Origin of the sequence: Plantactinospora siamensis, from assembly GCF_042434095.1 — a bacterium.
Classification (GTDB): domain Bacteria; phylum Actinomycetota; class Actinomycetes; order Mycobacteriales; family Micromonosporaceae; genus KBS50.
The window spans coordinates 117,748-140,250 of record NZ_JBHLUE010000026.1 but is presented as its reverse complement, the minus strand read 5'-3'; the positions used below and the strand labels follow the sequence as shown (position 1 = coordinate 140,250).

Here is a 22,503-nt window from a genome sequence, read left to right as displayed (position 1 = left end):
AGACGCCGCGCGGGTCAGCGGCGCCCAGCCGGTGTCGACGCGGTCGCAGCGACCGGGTACGGCTGGCCGAGCCAGGTCGACAGCCAGTCGAAGGCCGGCGCCTCCATGGCGTGCCACGTGCGGGTGTTGTGGCCGCCGCCGTGGACGTACGCCGTCGACAGGGACAGTGGCGCGTGCGCGAGCTGGGCGATCGTCTGGGTGCCGCGCAACGCGTACTTGTCGCCCTCGGCGCAGGCCAGGTAGAGGGCGACCGCCGGCTGCGGCAGGTGGGTGAGCCGCCACAGCTCGTTGTAGCCGGTGTGCTCGGAGCCGTCACCGACGCGGATGCCGGGGTTGGGATATCCGGACAGGCTCGCGCCGGCCGCATACTGGGCCGGGTGCCGCAACAGCAGGTCCGAGGCGCAGTAGGCGCCGGCCGAGAAGCCGATCAGTCCCCAGCTGTCCGGGTCGCCGCGCACGTGCAGGTGCGACGCGGCGAAGGCGGGTACGTCGTGGGTCAGGTACGTCTCGGCCTGGGGCCCGCCGAGCATGTTCGTGCATTCGGTGTCCAGCGCCGGGTTCGGTGTCTGGTAGGGGAACAGCACGACGGTCGGCGCCATCCGGCCGGCATCGATCTCCTGGTCGAGAACCGTGGGGGCGCCGAGTTTCGTCAACCAGAACAGCGGCCCGCCGGGCGCCCCGTGGAACGCCTCGATGACCGGATAGCGCAGGGCCGGGTGGGCGTCATAGCCGGGTGGCAGGTAGACGTACATCGGCATGGTGATCCCGCTCGCCACGCCCGTGACGGAGACGGTGACCACGCGACCGCCGCCGGAGAAGGTCTTCGTCACCGGCAGCGGGGCGCCGTCGTCGGGCTGCTGCCCGGTGGGCGAGGCAGCGCCACCCTCGGCATTCGATCCGAACACGCGCGACCAGGTCGTGTAGGCCTCGACCTGGCGGTTGACCGCGAACCCGCCGGCGGCGACCGCCGTCAGGAGGCACAGGACCGCGCCGCCGGCGCGGGCCGGCACCCGCCACCACCGCCGGGTGACCCGGGACCAGCCGAGGCCGAGGACCACGGGCGCGAGCACCGCGACGACGATCGCGATCAGCTCCACCGCCTGGCTGTCCGGCGACATCGTCATCTCGTGGCCGGGGCGGGCGACGGGCTTCCGGCGTGGCCGCCGAGGGGCGCGGACATCGGCCTTCCGGGGCCGCGCTGCGCCGCGGCAAGCCGGGCGGCCGGCGCCGCGAGCGGCGGAGGTGTCCGCCCGATCGCCCAGGACAGCGCCGTGTACAGGGCGTCGGCGTCCGTGCTCGGCAGCGGCACCACGCCGTCGTCGTGCCGGCCGACAAGGCTGGCCTCGACGGCGGCCCAGGTCACCCCCGCCGGTAGCACCGCGGGCCGGGTGACCGAGGCCGAGGCCAGGCCGCCGTGAGTGCCGGCGGCGACCGCGACGGAGGGGTAGCGGGTCGCGGCGGCAGCGGCGGCGGACTGCGCCAGGGCGGCGTCGGGGCCGGAGGCGACGATCGCCCAATGGTGCGTCGTGACGCGCAGGTCGCGACCGAGCTGGTCGGGCAGCGTCTCGTCGAGCGTCCGCGCGGTGGTGGCGGGCGTGGTGGCGGCGAAGACCACGACCGCCGAGACGCCGTTGGCGGTGACCCGTCGAGCGGCGGCCCGCTCGGCGGCGGCCGGCCAGCCGTCGCTGCCGTCGCCGACGACGACCACTGCCGAGTAGGACCAGGTGGGGTGCCGCAGGTAGCCGGGCGGTGTGCTGACGATCGGCGCGGCCGACAGTCCCCAGCCGCGCCATCCGGCGGGCTGCCAGGCGAAGGTCAGCGCGGCGTCACGGTGCCCGCCGGCCTGCGCGGCGAGCCGCCGGTCCAGACCGCCGGGCCCGTCCCGGTACGTCGCGTCGTTCGAGTCTCTGAGGACCGTTGCCGGCCCGGTCCTCGTGCCCAGCAGCGCGGCCCAGGTGGGATAGAACTCCTCGGACCGATTCACCACCAGCCCGACGGTCGACAGCATCAGCACCTCGGCCAGCAGCACGCCGGCCGGCCGCAGGAGGTAACGCACGCGGCCGAACCTGTTCCACAGCAGCACGGTGCCGGCGACACCGCCGACGGCGCAGAGCGCCACGAGCAGGATGAACGGCCACCCCGTCAACGCCATCATCGACCTCGCCTCATGACGCGCACGTCAGGGAAGGATAGGCGTGCCCGTTACGCGTCGGACGGCCGGCCGGGTCATCGACGGTTGAGGGTGGCGCTGCCGCTGGGCAGGTCGACCTCCCGGCGGTGGCGACGCTGGCCGAACACGGCCGGCCACGTGCGCGAACGCGCCGGCGTGGTTGACGGGTATCCCCGTACCGCGGTCAGCCGCTTGTGTCAATGCCCACCGAGGCTTCGCTGAGCAGCCGTACCTGCCGCTCACGCCGACCGGCTGGCCTCGGGTCCGAACGGATTCACCGGGGTGGGCGAGGCGGCCCGATCTTTCAACAGCAGCCCGCTTTCGTACGAAGATGCAAAACTTCTAAACCATCAGCGCGAACCTCTGGACACTGCCGACGGAACGCGCCTACCGTGGCGGGCACCAGACATCGACGCACTTGCCGGTGTGACTGGAGCGGGTGCCCGGACCGGGCCCGGGTGACCGGCTGGCCGGGCCCACCCGGGCGCGGGGGAGGCAGGGCGGCCACGCCGACCCTCCCTGCCTGCCGGCTCCGCCCGTCCGTACGGCGGCCTCCGGGGCGTCGTCGCTGCCGCCGACTCCGGCGGCGCGCCGGGTCAACCGCCCGACCGGGCGGGCGGAGCGCTCCGTCCCACCCTCCCCCAGCAACCGACCGGCACCTCACGGGCCGATCGAACGCGCCGTCCGCAACTTTTCGCTCGATCGACGAAAGTCCGCTCTGGAACATCAAGAGATATGGACAGCGCGACTGAAAGACATTACTGTCTGTCCTCACGCGAATGCTCCTCAGCTTCATCGACCGGCGGCGCGGTCGGCACCTCCCCAACACCCCCACGGCAGCCGGCGCGGCGGCGCGCGCCCTGCCTGACGTCCTCGTCAGGAAGGGGACACGGCTCATGTCCACACGGCACAACCGGATCGGCCGCCAGCGACGCTGGCGGGCGGCCGGCTCGGCGCTGGTGCTTCTGGCCAGCACCGCCACCGCGACGCTTTCCGCCAGCCCCGCGCGGGCCCACCCCATCAACGCCAGCGACTTCAACCAGGTCGAGCTGGCCCGCGGCGTCGCCGAGGTCGGCGAGCCGATGTCCCTGGCCGTGCTGCCGGACCGGTCGGTCCTGCACACCGCTCGCGACGGGACGCTCCGCCGCACCGACGCGGCGGGCAACACCGCGGTGGTCGGCCGGCTCGCCGTCTACAACCACGACGAGGAGGGCCTGCAGGGCGTCGGCGTCGATCCCGGCTTCGCCAGCAATCGGGCCATCTACCTCTACTACGCCCCACCACTGTCCACACCGGCCGGTGACGCCCCGGCCAACGGGTCCGACTGGTCGGCCTGGCAGGGCGTCAACCGGCTGTCCCGGTTCACCCTGAACGCGGACTGGACGCTCAACACCGGAAGCGAGAAGCCGGTCATTGACGTGCCGGCCGACCGGGGCATCTGCTGTCACGTCGGCGGGGACATCGACTTCGACGCCGCGGGCAACCTCTACCTGTCCACCGGCGACGACACGAACCCGTTCGCCTCCGACAGCTACTCCCCGATCGACGAACGCCCGGACCGCAACCCGGCCTACGACGCGCAGCGCAGCGCCGCGAACACCAACGACCTGCGCGGCAAGATCTTGCGGATCAAGGTCAACGGGGACGGTTCCTACTCGATCCCGAGCGGCAACCTGTTCCCGCCGGGCACCGCGAAGACCAAGCCGGAAATCTACGCCATGGGCCTGCGCAATCCCTTCCGGCTCAGCGTGGACAAGGCCACCGGCATCGTCTACGTCGGCGACTACGGCCCGGACGCCGGCGCCAGCGACCCCAACCGCGGACCCGGTGGACAGGTCGAGTTCGACCGGATCACCGGCCCGGGCAACTTCGGCTGGCCGTACTGCACCGGGACGAACACCCCGGCCGAGACCTACAACGAGTGGGACTTCGCCACCGGCGCCAGCGGGCCCAAGTTCGACTGCGCCGGCGGCCCCACCAACAACTCGTTCCGCAACACCGGCCTGACCAGGCTGCCGCCGGCCCAGCCGGCCTGGATCCGGTACGGCGGTGACGCCGGCAGCCCGCCCGAGTTCGGCGGCGGCTCGGAGTCGCCGATGGCCGGCCCGGTCTACCGCTACGACCCGAACCTGAACTCGCCGGTGAAGTTCCCGGAGTCGTTCGACGGGCAGTTCTTCGCCACCGAGTTCGGTCGGGGCTGGATCAAGCCGATTCATGTCAACGCGGACGGCTCCCCCGGGACGATCGACAACTTCCCCTGGACCGGCAAGCAGGTGATGGACTCGGCGTTCGGGCCGGACGGCGCGTACTACGTGCTCGACTACGGCACCGGCTACTTCAACGGGGACGCCAACTCGGCGCTCTACCGCTTCGAGTACGTCGGCGGCGGCAACCGGGCGCCCACCGCCGCGGCAAAGGCCGACCGGACCTCCGGCACGGCGCCGCTGACCGTCGCCTTCTCCTCGGCCGGTTCGTCGGACCCGGAGGGCGGGGCGCTGTCGTACCGGTGGGACTTCGGCGACGGGGCCGGCTCGACCGACGCCAACCCGACCCACACCTACACCACGAACGGCGCCTACAGCGCCACCCTGACGGTCACCGACCCGCAGGGGGCGACCGGCTCGTCCAGCGTGCCGATCACCGTGGGCAACACCGCGCCGACGGTCACGATCGACACCCCGGGCAACGGGCAGCTCTTCTCCTTCGGCGACACGGTGCCGTTCCGGATCACCGTCACCGACCCCGAGGACGGCGCCATCGACTGCTCCCGGGTGAAGATGACCTACGTGCTCGGCCACGACCAGCACGGCCACCAGATCAGCTCCGTCAACGGCTGCTCGGGCCAGCTCACCATTCCCGTGGACGGTGAGCACGACGCGGCGGCGAACATCTTCGCCATCTTCGACGCCGAATACACCGACGACGGCGGGCTGACCACGCACACCCAGCACATCCTGCAGCCACGGCACCGGCAGGCCGAGCACTACAAGACCTCGTCGGGGATCGCCACGTACGCCAAGACCGAGGCCGAGGGTGGCAAGACCGTCGGCAGCATCGACAACGGGGACTGGATCGGGTTCGAGCCGTACCGGCTGGGCGACGTCACCTCGTTCAGCGCCCGGGTCTCCTCGGGCGGCGTCGGCGGCACGCTCCAGGTGCGGGCCGGCTCGCCGACCGGCACGGTGCTGGGCTCGGCCGCCGTCCCGGTGACCGGCTCCTGGGAGACCTTCACCGACGTCACCGGCGCGGTCTCCGGCGCGCCGAGCGGCACCACCACGCTGTACCTGACCTTCGCCGGCGGGCCGGGGGCGCTCTTCGACGTCGACTCGTTCACCTTCACGACCGGTGGTGGTGGCGGTGGTGGCGCCGGTCCGGTGGTCGGGCTGGCCGGCAAGTGCCTGGACGTCCGCGGCGCCGCCACCGCCGACGGCACCCAGGTGCAGCTGTACTCCTGCAACGGCACCGGCGCCCAACAGTGGACCGTCGGATCCGACGGCACCCTGCGCGCCCTCGGCAAGTGCCTCGACGTCTCCGGCGGGGCCACCGCAGACGGGACGAAGATCCAACTCTGGACCTGCAACGGCACCGGCGCGCAGAACTGGTCGGCCCAACCGGACAAGACCGTCCGCAACCCCCAGTCCGGCAAGTGCCTCGACGTCGAGGGCAACAACCCGGCCGACTCCACCCCCGTACACCTGTGGACCTGCTACGCCAACCCCAACCAACAGTGGACCCTGCCCTGACGTTGAAGGAGGGACCCCTCACCACGGGGTCCCTCCCAACCTCCGATCGGGAGAGCGAATGATGCGCACACTGCTCCGTACCGTCCTCGGCGGCGTCACCGCGGGCCTCGCCGTCCTCGCCTGCGCCACCCCGGCGCGGCCGGTCGCCGCCGCCGACGCGGGCTACGACGTCCTCGTCTTCTCCAAGACCGCCGGGTTCCGGCACGACTCCATCCCCGCCGGCATCCAGGCCATCCGTGACCTCGGGGCCGCGAACAACTTCTCCGTCACCGCCACCGAGGACGCCGCCGCCTTCACCACCGGCAACCTCGGCCGGTACGCGGCAGTGGTCTTCCTCAACACCACCGGCGACGTCCTGGACGGCGGTCAGCAGGCCGCATTCGAGTCCTACATCCGCGGCGGCGGTGGCTTCGTCGGCGTCCACTCGGCCGCCGACACCGAGTACGACTGGCCCTTCTACGGCCAGCTCGTCGGCGCCTGGTTCGCCTCGCACCCCGCCATCCAGCAGGCCACCGTGCGCGTCGAGGACCGGGCGCACGCCGCCACCGCCCACCTGCCACAGGCCTGGACCCGCACCGACGAGTGGTACAACTACCAGACCAACGCGCGCTCGACCGCGCACGTGCTCGCCTCGCTGGACGAGTCGTCGTACTCCGGCGGCTCGATGGGCGGCGACCATCCGCACTCCTGGTGCAAGACTCTCGACGGCGGCCGGTCCTTCTACACCGGCGGCGGCCACACCATCGAGTCGTACGCCGACCCGGCGTTCCGGGCCCACCTGCTCGGCGGCATCCGGTACGCGGCCGGTCGCACCCACGCCGACTGCCGGCCGGAGACCGGCTACACCACCCTGTACGACGGTGCCACCGCCGGCTGGTCGCAGGCCGGCCCGGGCGGCTTCACCAACACCGACGCCACCCTCACCTCCTACGACGGGCTCGGCCTGTACTGGTACACCCAGCGCGAGTACGCCGACTACTCGCTCAAGCTGGACTGGAGGATGGCCGGGGACGACAACTCGGGAGTCTTCGTCGGCTTCCCCGCCTCCGACGATCCCTGGTCCGCGGTGAACAAGGGCTACGAGATCCAGATCGACGCGACCGACACCCCCGATCGCACCACCGGCGCCGTCTACGGCTTCCAGTCCGCCGACCTCGCCGCCCGCGACGCCGCGCTCAACCCGCCGGGCGAGTGGAACACCTATGAGCTGCTGGTGCAGGGCCAGCGCCTGCAGGTCTTCCTCAACGGCGTGAAGATCAACGACTTCACCAACACCGACCCCGCCCGGTCGTTGGCCGGCCACGTCGGCATCCAGAACCACGGTACGGGGGACGACGTGTCGTTCCGCAACATCCGGATCAGGGACCTGGGCGGCGCCGGCGGCGGCGACACCACCGTCGAGGCGGAGGCGTACAGCAGTGCCAGCGGGGTGACCCCGTTCGACAAGCCGGGCGCGCACGGCGGCCGTACCCTCGGCTACATCGATCCGGGCGACTGGGCCGGATACGACGGTCTGGACCTGACCGGGGTCACCGCCCTGGTCGCCCGGGTGGTCTCCGGCGGGCCGGGCGGCACCATCGAGGTACGGGCCGACTCGCCCACCGGCCCGGTGCTCGGCTCGGTGGCGGTGCCCAACACCGGCGGCTGGACCAGCTTCGCCGACGTCTCCACCGGGCTGTCCGGCGTGCCGACCGGCGCCCACACGCTCTACCTGACCTTCGCCGGCACCGGCAACGGGCTCTTCGACGTCGACGACGTGACACTGCGCCGCGGCACCGGTGGCGGTGGGCGGACCGGTCCGGTGGTCGGACTGGCCGGCAAGTGCCTCGACGTCCGAAACGCCGCCACCGCCGACGGCACCCAGGTCCAGCTGTACTCCTGCAACGGCACCGGCGCCCAACAGTGGACCGTCGGATCCGACGGCATGTTGAAGGCGCTGGGCAAATGCCTGGACGTCTCCGGCGGCGGGACCGCAGACGGCACGAAGATCCAACTCTGGACCTGCAACGGCACCGGCGCGCAGAACTGGTCGGCCCAACCGGACAAGACCGTCCGCAACCCCCAGTCCGGCAAGTGCCTCGACGTCGAGGGCAACAACCCGGCCGACTCCACCCCCGTACATCTGTGGACCTGCTACGCCAACCCCAACCAGCAATGGACCCTGCCCTGACCTGAAGGAAGGGCCCCTTGTTATCGGATTCCGGCCGGCAGGTGACCGAGGCGCTCGCCGACTATCTGGAGCGATGCAGCTTCGCCGTGTGCGTGCTGACCGCCGAGGACTTCGCCGGCGACGGTCGCCTCCTGGCCCGCCAGAACGTCATCCACGAGGTCGGCCTGTTTCAGGGCCGGCATGGCTTCGACCGGGTGCTGGTGCTCGCGGAAGAAGGCTGCGACTTCGTGCCCGCGTCCGCGGACCCGTACACGATCACCTTCCCGCGGCATGGCATCAGCAGCGCCTTCTACCAGCTCGACGAGATGATCCGAGCCCAGGGCTTCGCCCGTCCCGGGAATCGCCGGCCGGCCGGCCGCGCCTGGACCGTCGATACCGACTGACGGCAGGCCGAAGGCCGGGCCGGGCGGGCGGACGCCGCGTCGTAGCTCGCAGCCGTCTCGGCGGCCCGCCGATCGCTACTGCTCATCCCGGCACCCGGGATCACAGCCGTCGCGGACGGCCGGCCCAGGCCTCGCCTGGCCTCAGAACTCGTACGTGGTGTGATATTCCGGCACCATCACCCGGGTCTTCGGCGAGACGCGGCGGATCGACTCGACGAAGGCGGCGAACCGCTTCGAGTCGCCGTTCGCGTACGCCAGGGTGTGGCCCTCGGGCAGGTCGAGATCGTCTGTGGGCGCGGCGGCGGGCTCAGCCGCACCCCCGGCTAGCCCATCGAGTAGGCCCGGTTGCGGTTGTGCGGCGCGGCGATCACCTCGACCGTGTAGTCGCCGAAGTCCAGCACCTCCCCGCCCTTGACCGGGGCGAGCTGTCCGGCCGGCACGTCCAGCGCCGCCGCCAGGTGATAGGTGGTGAGGGTGCCGAACACCCGGGCCGGTCCGCGCGCCATCGCGATGTACGGCCAGCTGGTTACCGGAGCAGGGGCGTGAGGTAACCGCCCTCGGCGTCGAGCAGGTCCGTGAGCAGGCGGCTCGGGCGCCAGTCCTCGACCCGTTCGTCGGCGCTGTCGTGGCCGAGCCAGATGTCCAGGTCGCGGAGTTGGTCGAGCACCGCGGCCCCGTGGATGAGCGCGGAACCATGCACCGGATCCAGGTGACGAGCGGCGATCTCCAGCGCGGCTTCGCCCGCTTCCGAGTCAACGCGCTGGCCTTCCCCGGACACGCGGGCCTCGCAGACGAGTCGGCACAGGTCGATCTCGATCGGACCGAGCACCGCGAACTCGAAGTCCAGCAGGGCGATGACCTCGCCATCCCAGAGGGCGTTCATCAGGGCGAGGTCGCCGTGGTTGACGGACTGCGCGACGAGGGGCGCAGTCCGGAAGTAGCCCTCGATGATGTCGTGGAGCCGCGACCGCTGGGCGCTGGACAGTCCCAGCGCACCGTCGGCGCGTCCAGCCGCCGCGGTGGCAGCGCCGACCGTGGCCGGGATGAAGCCCCCGTGCGATGCGACATGCGTCCTGAGAAACGGGCTCGCATCGTGCGCGGCACGGGCTCGGAACCACAGTTGATGAATCGCCTGGCGCTGCGCGGCAGGTGTCAGGGTCGGCCATGCCTCGTGCAGGTTCTGGCCGCGAACCTCCTTGGTCACGATCCAGCCGTGGCCTTCGGCCGCGCCTTCTCCGAGGATCTCCGGGTGCCCGACCTCTCGTGGTAGAGCACGCACGAGCGCGGCCTCGCGAGCCATGCTGACAGGTGTATGCGCGATCCGCACGGCGATGCCGTCACCGACCCAGGTCGCGTTCGAGTACCCGTTCGCTCGCCGCATCCGCGTGAGGTCGCCGCCGTAGTGGGCTGCCACGTCGGCGGCCAGGGCTCGGACGAGGGCTGAGGCGGACGGGTCGCGGTGCTGGTCGAGCGGGTGGCCGCCCGCGCCCGGCGCTGCCGTCATGTGACGTATCTTGCCCGCATGGGTACGGTGCGGAACGCCTTGCTGGCCGTGCTCGGCGTCGACGCGGCGCTCGTGACCGCCGGCCTGGTCGGCTATCCCGCCTTTCTCGACCAGCGTGGCAGCGTGGCGTACCTGGTCGAGCCGATCGCGCTGCTGGCTGTCTACGCCGTCGTGGTGTTCGCCGCCACGAGGTCCCTATCCGCCGACCGAGCCCGGGTGCTCCGGGTGGCGGCGCTGGTCGGCGTTGCCCTGGGCGTGCTGGAGATGGTCAACATCTCGGTGGAGACCTTCGCCGGGCTCTCGGGCGCGACGAACCTGGCCACCACCGCGCCACTGATCCTGGGACCGTTCCTGATCTGGTCGGTCGTCGCCGGTTGGGCCGCCCGGGCCACCGGATCGCTGCGGCTGGGGCTGCTGGCGGCGGTCTGGTGCGCCATGGTCACCATGATGATCGGGGTGACGTACGGGTTCGCCCTGGCCCTGGCGGCTCCGGGCAGGCTCGCGCAGGACCTGGCCAACGATCCGGACTACCTGCGCAGCGGCTGGACCGATCTCAGGGCGTTCGTGCTGGCCAACTCGTTCGACAACGGCTTCACCCACCTGCTGGGCGGGCTGCTCGTCGCATCGGTGGTCGGCCTTGTCGGCAGCCTCGTGGGGACCCGGCTGGCGCGCCGGCGCCGACCCCGGCTCGACCGCCCGGACGCAGCTGCCCGGTGATGGCTGCTGCTTCCATAGGACTAGTCGCTGGCGCGGGCGTCGCTGATGACCTTCCCGCCGAGCCCGGACCGAGACGTGGGTTGGCCGACAAGGTCGACGAGAATCTCTTCGCGGCATTCGTTGCCGAATATGGCAGCAACAGCGTCGGTAAGCGCGGCTACGAGCTGTGTGATGACGCTGGCCGCGTCCGCTCGCGCGAACACCTCCTCGCGCATGCCAAAGGTGACGGAGGGGGCGGCCGTGGCGACCGTGACTCCGCCGCGAGCCCAGCGTCCGGCAGGGATGCCGATGAGCCTGACATCCACCGAGCTTCGGGCCCACTCGCCATAGACGGAGACGACGGCGCTGGTCAGTTCCCCGATGAGGGCCGGTTCACGTCCGGTGAGCTCTTCTTCGAGCGCGTAGAGCGTTACGTGCGGCATCGGCAACTCCCGGATGTCAGAGAACAGGTGCCGGACTGCGACTGCTCGCCGTCATGGGATCTCCTTGTGAACGGCCTCGACGTTGTTGCCATCCGGATCGCTGACGAACGCGCAGTAGGCGCGATACTCACTCCAGAACCGCGGAGCGTGCCTGATGACGCCCCCGGCCGTCAGTGCAGCAGCGTGGAAGGCGTCTACCGCCGCCCGGCTGCCGGCCGCGAACGCCAGGTGCATTCCCTTGGTCACGGTTGCCGCCTGGTCCGCACGTTCCAAGGACACCGACGGCGTGTCCTGGCCCGGGTGCCAATACTCGGCCACACCGTCGGCTCGGTAGCCAGCGGCGATTCCGAGTGACTCCAGCGTGGCCGTGTAGAACCGCTCACTTCTGTCGAAGTCCGAGGCAAACACGCCAAGGTGATGGATGAACGGCGTCGGCGATCCCATGAGGGCCGAGCCTAGCGGGATCGAACGACCCTCGAGGTGGTCCCCTCCTCAGCGACGGAACGGCGTCCACGGGCCGCCGGGAGAACCCCTCCCCCGGCGGCCCGTGGAAGGGTGATCAGTTGCGGGTGATGGTGAACGTGCTGGTCGTGTTCCTGATGTCCTGATAGTTGTCGCTCAGCCGCAGGTTGGTGAACGTGGCCGAGCCGACCGCCGGGCCCTGGCCCGCCTCGGGCATCTCGTTGACCCAGATGCCGAAGCCGGACTTGGCGTCGTACGCGTCGCCGCTGCGCCGCGCCCCCGAGATGGACACGTTGGTGAGCACGGTGTCGGTGATCGGGTTCTCCGGTTGGCCGCCGGTGTACTTGGTCTGGAACATGATCCCCGAGTACGTCGGGTCGACGATGTCCACGTCGGTCACCCGGATGCCGCGGAACTCCTTGGACGCGGAGAACAGCCACATCGCGGGGAACGTCTGCGCGCCCCAGAAGTGCCCGCCCGAGCGGATCAGGGAGATGTTCTCGAACCGGGTGGGCGGGCTGGCGCCGAACCCGACGAACGGGTAGCCGAAGTCCAGCGAGCTGATGGTGATGCCCGCGTACGTCAACTGGTCGGCGACCAGCAGGTTGCGGAAGGTGTTGTCGTAGCCGCCGTACACGGCGATGCCGGCGGCCCGCCAGGTCAGCGTGGCGGTCAGGTTCTCGAACACGTTTCCGTGGTTGCCGGTCGCACCGCCCTGGTCGGTGGCGGAGAACAGCGCGAACGCGTCGTCGCCGTTGGAGCGGCCCTCGGAGTTGGTGACCAACGCGTTGGTGCTGCCGTTGGTCATGTTCACCCCGTCGGCGAAGGTGTCGCGGATGCGGCTGTCCCGGATGGTGAGCCCGTCGACGCTCACTCCCCAGTAGGCGCAGACGGTGTGCTCCACCCAGACGCTGTCCAGGGTGAGGTTGTCGACGTCCTTCAGCTCTCCCCACACCTTGCCCGGACCGTCGATCCGGTTGGTGTAGTTGCCGAAGAAGGCCAGCTGGGCGAAGGTCGATCCGCTGGCCGAGGACTGCACGGCGAAGCCGGCGTCGGTGTTCTGCTGGTTCGTCGGCGTCTGGAAGCGGGTGTACCACATGCCGGCGCCGACAACCTTGACGGCCTTGCCGTACACCTGGAACTTCTGCGCGGTCTCGTAGGTGCCGGCCGGCAGGTAGACGCCGACCAGGGTGCCGGTGGTGTCCATCCGCACCGCGTCCAGCGCGTTCTGCACGTCCTGCTGGCTGAACCCGGCCGGCACCTTGTAGTGGGCCGGGTCCGGGTTGGCCCGCGGCGCCACCAGCTCGGTGTTGATGAAGTCGATCGCGTACGTGGTGGTGTTGGCCGGGTCCTTCTGCAGCCGGATCCGGCTGCCCGCCGGGACGGTGGAGTCGAGCAGCACGTTCGCCTCGTCGTAGAGGTGCCGGGCCGGGCCCGCGCCGGGCGAGTCGCTCGGGGCGGCCTCCGCGCCGTAGAGCCAGATGTGCTTGGAGGTGAGGCTGATCGGCTTGTGCAGCACGCCGTTGACGTAGATGTTCAGCGTCGAGTCGATCCCGCCGCCGCCGGGGGCGTCCGGGATGGAGAAGCGGGTGACCAGGGCGTTCGCCGCCGATCGGCTGGTCCACTCGACGTACGCGCCGGTGGTGTTGAGGGTGACCGCCCGCCGGCCGGACGCCTCCCCGGCGAGGTCGCCGATGGTGCGGTTCGGCCCGATCACCTGGGCGCCGCCGCCGACCGAGCCGTCCTCGGCCTCGTACATGTCGTAGGGCAGGTTCGCCCCGCGGCCGACGAACAGCGCCCGGTCGCTGGTGTTGTTCTGCCGCTTCACCGGCAGCTCGTTGGCGTCGTCGGCCAGCACCACCCGCACCGTGTAGCGGCCGTTGGCGGCGGTCCAGGCGCCCAGCGACACCGGGCCGGTGGTGGCCCCGGCGGCGATGGCGCCGCTGTAGGAGCCGGTGAGCGTGCTGACCACCGCGCCCGCGTCGTTGAGCACGGTCAGCGTGATGCCGTGGGCGCCGCTCGCCGAGGCGATCGTGCCCTGGTTGCGCAGCGTCACCGCGAAGCTGACGGTGGCGCCGGCGCTCGGCGTGCCGGGCGACCAGGTCACCGCGGAGGCCACCAGGTCGGAACTGGCCACCGGGGTGACCGTCAACGCGTTGGGGTTGGTGTAGCTGTTGTTCGCCTCGTTCTGCTCGATCACCGCGTTCGACTCGTCGACCTTCGCGGTGAGCTGGTAGCTGCCCGCGTCGCGGGTGCCGATGCCCGCCGAGACCGTGCTCGACGCGCCGGCCGCGAGCGCGCCGACGGCCGCGGTGCCGACCTTCGTCGTACCCAGGTAGAAGTTGACGTCGGTGGCGGCGGACGCCGCGGTGCCGGCGTTGCGCACGGTGGCCGACAGGGTGATCGCGTCGGTCTCCACCGGCGCGGCGGGTGCGGCGGTAACGCCGGTGACGGTGAGGTCCGGGTTGGCGGCCGGTACGCCGATCACCTGGAGCTCGGCGACCTGGCCGTTGGATGAGCCGGAGTTCGCGGTGAACTGCAACCGGACGTCCGCGGCGGTCGCCGTGACCGGGATGGTCACGGTGTTGCTGCTGGCGGGGTTGAACGCGTACGTCGCCGACCCGACCAGGGTGGCGAAACCCGTGGCGGACTGCTCCCGGCCGAGCACCTGGAACGTCTGGGTACGCGCGCCCCACGCCGGGTCCGGGTTGAGCTTCACCACGATGGCGCTGATGCTGGCGTTGGCGCCCAGCGCGACGGTCAGCGTGCTCGGGTACGCGCCGGGCGCGCCCTCCCAGTAGGTGGTGACGTCGTTGTCGACGGCGTTGGCCGCGGTGAACACGTGCACCGTCGAGGACGCGGTGGCCGGCCTGCCGACCGCCAGGTTGGTGCCGCCGGTGGTGGCGCCGGTCCGGGTCACGGTGTTGCTGTTGGCCGACACGTTGCCGGCCGCGTCCCGGGCCCGCACGTAGTAGGCCACGGTGGTTCCCGCCGGCTGGGTGTCGGTGTAGGTCAGCGTCGCGCCGTCGACGCTGGTGCGCAGCACGCCGTTGGCGTACACGTCGTAGCCGGTGACGCCGACGTTGTCGGTGGACGCGGTCCAGGTCAGCCGGATCTGCCCGCTGGCCGGCTCGGTGAACGCGAGGTTGCCCGGCGTGGTGGGCGGCTGGGTGTCGCCGGTCGCGGGTCCGTAGATCTCCAGCTCGGAGAGTTGCCCGGCGGGCCAGGCGCTGTTGGCGGTGAACAGCAGCCGCAGGTAGCGGGTGGAGGCGGTGGGCACGGTGACGGTCACCGTGTTGCCGCCGGCCGGGTCGAACGCGTACGACGCGGCGCCGACAAGCGTGGCGAACGACGTGCCGGTGGCGCTGCCCTGCACGGTCAGGGTCTGCGTGCGCGCGCCCCAGCCGGCGGGTAGCCGCAGCACCAGCCGGTTGACGCTGACCGCGGCGCCCAGGTCGGCCTGGATCCACTGCGGGAACGCGTTGTTCGGGCTCTCCCAGTAGCTGGCCGCGTTGCCGTCGTTGGCGTTGCCCGCCCCGTAGACGTCGGCGTGGCCGCTCTCGGTCATCGTCGCGCCCAGCGCCAGGTTGGTGGACGAGGACGCGGTGCCGTAGACCTCCAGCTCGGCGAGCTGGGCGGCGGGCCAGCCGGTGTTCGCGGTGATGACGACGCGCAGGTAGCGGGCGTTGGTGGCGGGAAAGCCGAGCGTCACGGCGTTGCCGGCGGCCGGGCTGAACGACCGGGCGGCCGCGGCGACGACCGTGCCGAATCCGCTGCCGTCGGCGCTCGCCTGCACGGACAGCGTCTGGTCGCGGGCCTCCCAGGCGGCCGGCAGCTTGAGCACCACCTGGTCGACGGCGCGGCCGGCGCCGAGGTCGACCTGGGCCCACTGGGGCAGCGCGCCGCCGCTCTCCCAGTAGCTGCCCTGGTTGCCGTCGGTCAGGTTGGCGGTGACGTAGGGGCCGTTGACGCTGCTGGCGGCGGCGGGCCGGCCGGCGGCGAGGTTCGGGCCGCCGGCGGCGAGGGCGGGCGGGGCCGGGGCCGCGGTGACGGCCAGGCCGATCGCGGCGAGCACCGCGACGATTCCGGTACGGAGTCTGGACATGGTGGAGGGACACCTTCTTCCCGGGGGGCAGGTGCGCGGGCGTGCGGGTGGCGCGGTGGTGCGGCGGGGGTCCGGCCGGGACCCCCGCCGTGCCGGGTCAGGAGGCGTAGACCTCGAACTCGGAGAGTTGGCCGGCCGGCCAGCCGGTGTTGCCGGTAAACGTCAGCCGCACATAGCGGCGATCACCGGTGGTCAGCGGGATCGTCACGGTGTTGCCGGACGCCGGGTCGAACGTCCAGCCGGCCGCCGGCTTGAGCGTGGTGAACGACGAGCCGTCGGTGGAGCCGAGCACCGCCACCGTCTGGGTGCGGGTCTGCCAGGCCGCCGACGGTGGCAGCTTGAGCACGACCCGGGCGACCGGCCGGGCGCTGCCCAGGTCGACGGTCACCGACTGCGGGAAGGCGTTGTTGGCGCTCTCCCAGTAGGTGTTCGGGTTTCCGTCGACGCAGTTGCCGGCGCCGTAGACGTCGGTGTGGCTGGTCTCGGCGACGGGTCGGCCGGCGGCCAGGTTGCCGGTCGGCGGCGCGGTGGTCGGCGGCGGAGTCGAGGCGGGCGGGGTGGTCGGCGGCGGGGTGGTCGTGCCGTCGCCGTACACCTCCAGTTCCGACACCTGACCTGCCGGCCAGCCGGTGTTGCCGGTGACGGTGACCCGGACGAACCGGCGGTCGCCGGGCGGCACCGCGATCGACATGCTGTTGCCGGACGCCGGGTCGAACACGCGGTCGGCCGGCGCGGCGAGCGTGCCGTACGACGACCCGTCGGTGGAGCCGAGCACGGACAGCGTCTCGGTGCGGCGTTCCCAGCCGGCCGGGAGTTTGAGCACCACCCGGTCGACGGCGCGGGCGGCGCCGAGGTCGACGGTGAGCGACTGCGGGAAGCTGTTGTTCGCGCTCTCCCAGTAGCTGGCCGCGTTGCCGTCGACCGCGTTACCGGCGAGGTACGTCTGGGTGGTGCTGGTGGCGGTCGCCGGTCGGCCGAGGGCCAGGTTCCCGCCGGTCGGCGGCGGCGTGGTCGGGGGCGGCGTGCTCGGCGGCGGCGTGGTGGGCGGGGCGGTGGTCGGCGGCGGGCTGGTGGGTGGCGGACTGGACGGCCCGTTGCCCCACTGCGGCTCCGGCCACGGCCCGCAGTACGGGGTGGCCGTGTACCAGCCGGAGTTGCCGGCGCCCTGGGTGATCTGGAAGCCACTGCCGACGCAGTTGTACATCGGGTTGGCCTGGGCGATGTTGGTGGCCCGTACGTTGGTGAAGCTGACCTGGCTGGGCGCCTGCGCCTGGAGCGCGAACGTGCCCGCGCCGTCGATGCGGACGTTGTTGAGGGAGATGCCGCTGGTCTGTCCCTCGATCCAGTGCAGCGCCGCGTACGAGCTGTCCAGGATGTCGGTGTCGGTGACGTTGATGGCGGCGCCCTGGATCGGCTCGTTGAGCGCGGAGAACCAGATCGCGCCCACCCCGAACTGCCAGTTGTAGTCGGAGTTGCCGTTGCGGATCAGCGTGTTGCGGGCGATCGTGATGGTGCCGGCCACCGCGGTCGGCCCGTTGACCCCGGGATAGCGGTTGGCCACGTGGATGCCGCCGCCGTTGGTCACCGAGTCGGCGGTCACGTTGTCGGCGATGGTGATGTCGCGCCCGCCGTAGGTGACCAGGTGGTTGGCCAGGACCGTGACGCCGACCGTGTTGTGCGTGAAGGAGTTGCCGACGTTCGGCACGTTCTGCGCCCACATGGCCAGCCCGTCGTCACCGGTATTGCGGACGAACGTGTTGGTCACCGTGGAGTTGGTGACGCCCCAGTGGAAGTTCACCCCGTCGGCGGTCTGGTCGAGGATCCGGCTGTTGCGGATGGTGAGGTTGTTCATCGGGCCGTCCATCCAGGCGCCGACCTTGGTGTGCTGCAGCCAGACGTTGTCCACCACCGAGTCGGTCAGCGCACCGCCGAGCGCGTTGACCTGGTCCTCGTCGACCCGTTCCCGGATGTCGCCGATGATGGCGAAGTCCCGCAGCGTGACGTTGCGGCTGGGGCCGCCGGCCTCGTACGGGCGGATCTCCCCCGAGTAGCCGCCGCCGGAGACGTACTTGCCGTAGATGCCGGCGGCCCGCTTGCGGTCGGTGGGGTGCCGGCCGCCGAGCACCGAGTACCACGGCCCGGCGCCGCGCAGCGTCACGCCGTCGACCACCACGTGGTCCCAGAGCGTGAACGTGCCGGTCGGGATCCACACCGCCCTGCCCTGCGCCTTGCCGGCGTCCACGGCGGCCTGGAACTTCGCCGTCGAGTCGGTGGCGCCGGTCGGGTCGGCGCCGAAGTCGGTGACCACGTCCAGCACGCCGGCCGGTTTGTCGATCGGCGCCCCGACCAGCTCGAAGTCGGCCAGATCGATGGTGAAGCTGGGCGACTGCGCGGTCGAGGAGACCTGGAGGCGGATCTTCGTGCCGGCCGGGTAGGTGGCGCCGAACATGGTCCGGGTCTCGTCGTAGAAGTGGTGCGGGTTGGTGTCGCCCGGGTTGTTGTTGAACGGGTAGCCGCCGTAGTACCAGCCGTACCGGGAGGTGACCGGGACGGCCTTGACCAGCGTGCCGTTCGCGCGCAGGTCGACGGTGGCGTCCCGGCCGGTGCCGGCCGCGTTGTCCGGCAGGCTGTAGCGGAAGGTGACCGCGTTGGCCGGGGCGGCGAGGGTGAACTCGACGTACTGGCCGACGGTGTCGAGGGTGACCGCCTCCCGGCCGGACGCCTCGGACGGCAGGGTGCCGTAGTGCCGGTCGGGGCCGATCTTGGTGCCGGTGTAGGCGGCCCGTTCCGCCTCCTGCTCGCGGAACGGGACGGTGGCGCCGCGGCCGGCGATGTCGAACGGGGACAGCCCGGCGGCCTGCGCCGGGGTGGCGGTGGCGGTCAACGCCACGACGGTCAGCGTCGAGGCGGCGAGCGCGGCGGCGGCCAGGGCCGCCAGCCCGGTCCTGCGGTGGCGGTGCGCGGTGGTGTGCTCGGCCATGCGGGGTGTGCTCCCTTGGGTCGGTGGCCAGGTTCCCCCGTGCGGCGGTGCGGCGGTCTCGCTCCCTCCTCCCAGGTGTGGCGCGGCGGCGGCCGGGACGGGCCGCTGGTCGCGGTGGTGGCCCCGGCGGCGGGGCTGTCCGCCGGGCGGTCCGCGGTGGCGCCGGTGCTGCGGGGGTGCCGCCGGCGCCGCCGCGGTCAGGTCGATCGGGTACGCAGCCAGACGGCCGTGTCCGGCGGCAGCCGGTCGTCATCCAGCGGCCCGCTGGCCAGCAGCAGCCGGTCGTGCCGGGGCAGCGCCACGGCCCGATCGCCGAGGTTGACCACGCAGGTGAAGCCGGGTTCGCGGGCGAACACGAGCACCCCGTCCGGCGCGGGCAGCCAGGTCAGCCCGCCGTCACCGAGCGCGGGCTCCGCCCGGCGCAGCGCCAGGGCTGCCCGGTAGAGCTCGAGCATCGAGTGCGGATCGCCGGTCTGGACGCGGACCGTGCGGTCCTTCCAGTCGGCCGGCTGGGGCAGCCACGGCGCGGCCGTCGCGCCGTCGGGGCTGAACCCGAACGGCGGGGTGTCGCCCTGCCAGGGCAGCGGCACCCGGCAGCCGTCGCGGCCCGGGTCGACCCGCCCGGAACGCTCCCACATCGGGTCCTGCCGCAGCTCGTACGGGATGTCCTCGACCTCCCACAGCCCCAACTCCTCGCCCTGGTAGACGTAGGCCGCGCCGGGCAGCGCGAGGCAGAGCAGCGCGGCGGCCCGGGCGCGGCGGGTGCCCAGTTCCAGGTCGGTGGGGATGCCTTCGCGCTTGGCGGCGAAGCTGAACGTGGTGTCGGCCCGGCCGTAGCGGGTGACGTGCCGGGTGACGTCGTGGTTGGACAGCACCCAGGTGGCCGGCGCGCCGACCGGCGAATGCGCGTTCAGCGTCCCGTCGATGCTTTCCCGCAGCGCGCCGGCGTCCCAGGCGCAGCCGAGGAAGTCGAAGTTGAACGCGGTGTGCAGCTCGTCCGGGCGCAGGTAGTTGGCGAACCGCTGCCGGTCCGGCAGCCACACCTCACCGACCAGCGCCCGCTGACCCGGGTAGCCGTCGGCGATCCGCCGCCAGGCACGGTAGACCTCGTGTACGCCGTCCAGGTCCCGGAACGGGTGCGGCCGGTCCGGGTGGACCTCCGGCAGCGTGCCGTCCTTGACCAGCAGGCCGGCCGAGTCGATGCGGATCCCGTCCACGCCACGGTCGAACCAGAAGCGCAGGATGTCCTCGAACTCGGCGCGCACCCGGGGATGGTCCCAGTTGAAGTCCGGTTGCTGCGGGGAGAACAGGTGCAGGTACCAGTCGCCGGGGGCGCCGTCCGGGTCGGTGGTGCGGGTCCAGGTCGGGCCGCCGAACTCGCCGGTCCAGTCGGTGGGCGGCAGGTCCCCGCCCGGCCCCCGGCCGGGGCGGAACCAGAACAGCTCCCGCTCGGGCGCGCCGGGCCCGCCGGCCAGCGCGGCGCGGAACCACGGGTGCGCGTCGGAGCAGTGGTTGGGCACCACGTCGACGACGGTCCGGATGCCCAGCGCGTGCGCCTCGGCGATCAGCGTCTCCACCTCGCCGAGGGTGCCGAAGACCGGGTCGATGTCGCGGTAGTCGGACACGTCGTAGCCGGCGTCGGCCATCGGTGAGGGGTACCAGGGGCTGAACCAGATCGCGTCGACGCCGAGCGCGGCGAGATGGTCCAAACGGGATCGGATGCCGGCGACGTCGCCGATCCCGTCGCCGTTGCCGTCGGCGAAGCTGCGCGGGTAGATCTGGTAGATCACCGCTGAGCGCCACCACGGGCTGCTGTCGACCATGGGCACGGTCACCTGCTTTCTGCGGGTCGGTACGTCGGCGGGTTGCGGCGCCTCGGCGGTCGGGCGGGGGCGGGGCGGACGGCGGTGGCCGCACGGCGGCGGGTCAGCCCTTGAGGCCGCCGGTGGTCAGGCCGGACATGATGTTGCGTTGGAAGAGCAGGAACAGCACGACCGTGGGGATCGCGGCGATGACAGATGCGGCGATCACCACGTTCATCGGGGTGCCGCCGGCGAAGGCGTAGATGCCGACGCTGACGGTCCGGGTCTCCGGGGACGGCATGACCAGCTTCGGCCAGAGGAAGTCCTTCCAGACCGCCGTGACGGCGAAGATCGCGACCACGCCGAGGATGGGGCGCGACATCGGCAGGACGATCGACCAGAGCGTACGCAGCGGCGTGGCGCCGTCCATCACGGCGGCGGCCATCAGGTCCTCCGGTATCGAGTCGAAGAACCGCTTGAGCAGGAAGATGTTGAACGCGTTGGCGACCAACGGGAGCCAGATCGCGAACGGTGAGTCGAGCAGGTTGAGGTGCAGGATGGGCAGGTCGATCACGGTCACGTACTGCGGGACGATCAGCACCATCGCCGGGATCATCAGCGTCGCCAGCATCATGCCGAGGATCAGCCCGCCGAGCACCGGGCGCAGCTTGGACAGCGCGTACGCGGCGGCGGTGTCGAAGACGAGCTGGAACAGCACCGCGCCGGTGGCGTAGTAGAACGTGTTGAACAGCAGCTTGGCCAGGTCGAGGTTGGCCCAGGCGTCGGCGTAGTTCTGTGGCCGCGGATCCCGGGGAAACAGCGACGGCGGGGTCTGCGCGACCTCCTGGCCCGACTTCAACGCGCCGGTGACCATCCAGTAGAGCGGGCCGAGGAAGACCAGGGTGAACGCCGTCACGACGACGGCGAGCACGATCCAGTAGAGGACCCGGCCGCGACCGCGCCGCAGTTGGGCCGCCGAGATGAGGGTCCGGGTGGTGGGGTCGTCGGCTGCCATGTCCTAGTCCTGTCTCGCGGTCAGTCGCAGGTAGCCGGCGGAGAACCCGGCCAGCACCACCAGCATGATCACGCCGAGCGCGGCGGCGCCGTTGAGATCGTTCTGGAAGAACCCGTGCTGGTAGATCAGGTACGCCACCGAGGTGGCCGAGTCCTGGGTGCCGGCACCGTTGGCGAGGATCAGCGGCTCGATGAACAGCTGCATGGTGGCGACGATCTGCAGCATCGCCAGCAGGGCGAGGATCAGCCGGGTCTGCGGGATCGTGACGTCGACGATGCGCCGCCACACGCCCGCGCCGTCGATCTCGGCGGCCTCGTACAGCTCACCGGGGATGTTCTGCAACGCCGCCAGGTAGATCAGCACGGCGCCGCCCATGTTCATCCAGGTGGATGCGAGGACCATGGCCGGCATGGTCATCGTCGGCGACTGCATCCACTCGGACGTGGGCAGGCGCAGCGCGTGCAGGATCGCGTTGAACAGCCCCGCCTCGCTCGGGTCGTACGCGTAGAACTTGAACAGGAACAGCGCGGAGGCCGGCGGGAGCATCACCGGCAGGTAGACCAGCGCCCGCAGGTAGCCCTTGGCGTGGCGCAGCTCGTTGAGCAGGATCGCCACGAAGAACGGCACGGCGTAGCCGAGCACCAGCGCCAGGCCGGTGAAGACGAACGTGTTGCGCCAGGCGGTCCAGAAGCTCGGGTCGGCGATGATCCGCGCGTAGTTGTCCCAGCCCACCCAGGTCGTGTGACCGCGCCGGGTGCGCTGGAAGCTCATCACCACGCCGCGGACCATCGGGTACCAGGAGAAGACGGCGAAGCAGGCGACAGCGCCGAGCAGAAACGCGTGTCCGGTGAGGTTGTCCCGTACCCGCCGGCCGACTGCGGCGCGGCGGGCGGCGGCACGCCGCGGCGGCGGGGCGGCCCGGCCGGCTCTGCCGGTGGCGACCGGGGCGGTGGTGAGCGCCAAGGCGACTCCTGCGGTAGTGGGGGCGTGACGTGCGTGCCGGTAGCGCCGGGGTGGCGTGGGGGCCGGG

Annotated in this window: 15 protein-coding genes; 4 read left to right on the top strand and 11 right to left on the bottom strand. The window is 71.6% G+C overall.

The window, feature by feature from the left end; genetic code table 11:
- Window positions 1-14: 14 nt before the first annotated feature.
- Both ACFFHU_RS25975 and ACFFHU_RS25970 read right to left on the bottom strand, forming a co-directional pair.
- Window positions 15-1,118: an alpha/beta hydrolase gene (locus tag ACFFHU_RS25975; RefSeq protein WP_377342877.1), complete on the bottom strand. Its 1,104-nt coding sequence runs from the start codon at window positions 1,116-1,118 to the stop codon at window positions 15-17.
- Window positions 1,119-1,120: 2 nt separating this feature from the next.
- Window positions 1,121-2,155: a hypothetical protein gene (locus ACFFHU_RS25970; RefSeq protein ID WP_377342876.1), complete on the bottom strand. Its 1,035-nt coding sequence runs from the start codon at window positions 2,153-2,155 to the stop codon at window positions 1,121-1,123.
- A 911-nt stretch (window positions 2,156-3,066) separates the two neighbouring features.
- On the opposite strand from ACFFHU_RS25970, the gene ACFFHU_RS25965 reads away from it, so the two are divergent.
- The 3 genes from ACFFHU_RS25965 (at window position 3,067) to ACFFHU_RS25955 (ending at window position 8,466) form a co-directional block, all read left to right on the top strand.
- Window positions 3,067-5,913 carry a carbohydrate-binding protein gene (locus ACFFHU_RS25965; protein ID WP_377342875.1) on the top strand — a complete coding sequence of 949 codons (2,847 nt, stop codon included), beginning with the start codon at window positions 3,067-3,069 and terminating at the stop codon, window positions 5,911-5,913.
- A gap of 61 nt (window positions 5,914-5,974) precedes the next feature.
- Window positions 5,975-8,083, top strand: coding sequence for a ThuA domain-containing protein (locus ACFFHU_RS25960; protein WP_377343489.1), 2,109 nt, complete (start codon window positions 5,975-5,977; stop codon window positions 8,081-8,083).
- A 41-nt stretch (window positions 8,084-8,124) separates the two neighbouring features.
- The gene (locus tag ACFFHU_RS25955; RefSeq protein ID WP_377342874.1) at window positions 8,125-8,466 is read left to right on the top strand and encodes a TIR domain-containing protein; all 342 of its coding nucleotides are present in this window, start codon (window positions 8,125-8,127) and stop codon (window positions 8,464-8,466) included.
- A 323-nt stretch (window positions 8,467-8,789) separates the two neighbouring features.
- On the opposite strand, the gene ACFFHU_RS25950 is transcribed toward ACFFHU_RS25955, so the two are convergent.
- On the bottom strand, window positions 8,790-8,972 hold the full coding sequence (locus ACFFHU_RS25950) for an MBL fold metallo-hydrolase (protein ID WP_377342873.1): 183 nt from the start codon (window positions 8,970-8,972) through the stop codon (window positions 8,790-8,792).
- A gap of 20 nt (window positions 8,973-8,992) precedes the next feature.
- Window positions 8,993-9,970 (bottom strand): phosphotransferase family protein, encoded by a 978-nt coding sequence (locus ACFFHU_RS25945; RefSeq protein WP_377342872.1) that lies wholly within the window; start codon window positions 9,968-9,970, stop codon window positions 8,993-8,995.
- 18 nt (window positions 9,971-9,988) lie between these two features.
- Here ACFFHU_RS25945 and ACFFHU_RS25940 point away from each other — a divergent pair, with 18 nt between their 5' ends.
- Window positions 9,989-10,687: a hypothetical protein gene (locus tag ACFFHU_RS25940; protein ID WP_377342871.1), complete on the top strand. Its 699-nt coding sequence runs from the start codon at window positions 9,989-9,991 to the stop codon at window positions 10,685-10,687.
- 20 nt (window positions 10,688-10,707) lie between these two features.
- Here the strand turns inward: ACFFHU_RS25940 and ACFFHU_RS25935 are convergent, their stop codons facing one another.
- From ACFFHU_RS25935 to ACFFHU_RS25905, 7 genes are all read right to left on the bottom strand, one after another.
- Window positions 10,708-11,109, bottom strand: a complete 402-nt coding sequence (locus ACFFHU_RS25935; protein ID WP_377342869.1) for a tautomerase family protein — start codon at window positions 11,107-11,109, stop codon at window positions 10,708-10,710.
- 51 nt (window positions 11,110-11,160) lie between these two features.
- Window positions 11,161-11,553 (bottom strand): VOC family protein, encoded by a 393-nt coding sequence (locus ACFFHU_RS25930; protein ID WP_377342868.1) that lies wholly within the window; start codon window positions 11,551-11,553, stop codon window positions 11,161-11,163.
- Between the two features lie 115 nt (window positions 11,554-11,668).
- Window positions 11,669-15,676, bottom strand: coding sequence for a galactose-binding domain-containing protein (locus tag ACFFHU_RS25925; protein ID WP_377342867.1), 4,008 nt, complete (start codon window positions 15,674-15,676; stop codon window positions 11,669-11,671).
- Between the two features lie 97 nt (window positions 15,677-15,773).
- Window positions 15,774-18,656, bottom strand: a complete 2,883-nt coding sequence (locus ACFFHU_RS25920; RefSeq protein ID WP_377342866.1) for a galactose-binding domain-containing protein — start codon at window positions 18,654-18,656, stop codon at window positions 15,774-15,776.
- Window positions 18,657-18,853: 197 nt separating this feature from the next.
- Window positions 18,854-20,479, bottom strand: coding sequence for a glycoside hydrolase family 13 protein (locus tag ACFFHU_RS25915; RefSeq protein WP_377343488.1), 1,626 nt, complete (start codon window positions 20,477-20,479; stop codon window positions 18,854-18,856).
- A gap of 103 nt (window positions 20,480-20,582) precedes the next feature.
- Window positions 20,583-21,473 carry a carbohydrate ABC transporter permease gene (locus ACFFHU_RS25910; protein ID WP_377342865.1) on the bottom strand — a complete coding sequence of 297 codons (891 nt, stop codon included), beginning with the start codon at window positions 21,471-21,473 and terminating at the stop codon, window positions 20,583-20,585.
- Window positions 21,474-21,476: 3 nt separating this feature from the next.
- Complete coding sequence (locus tag ACFFHU_RS25905) at window positions 21,477-22,436, bottom strand: carbohydrate ABC transporter permease (RefSeq protein ID WP_377342864.1); 960 nt, start codon at window positions 22,434-22,436, stop codon at window positions 21,477-21,479.
- Window positions 22,437-22,503: the final 67 nt, after the last annotated feature.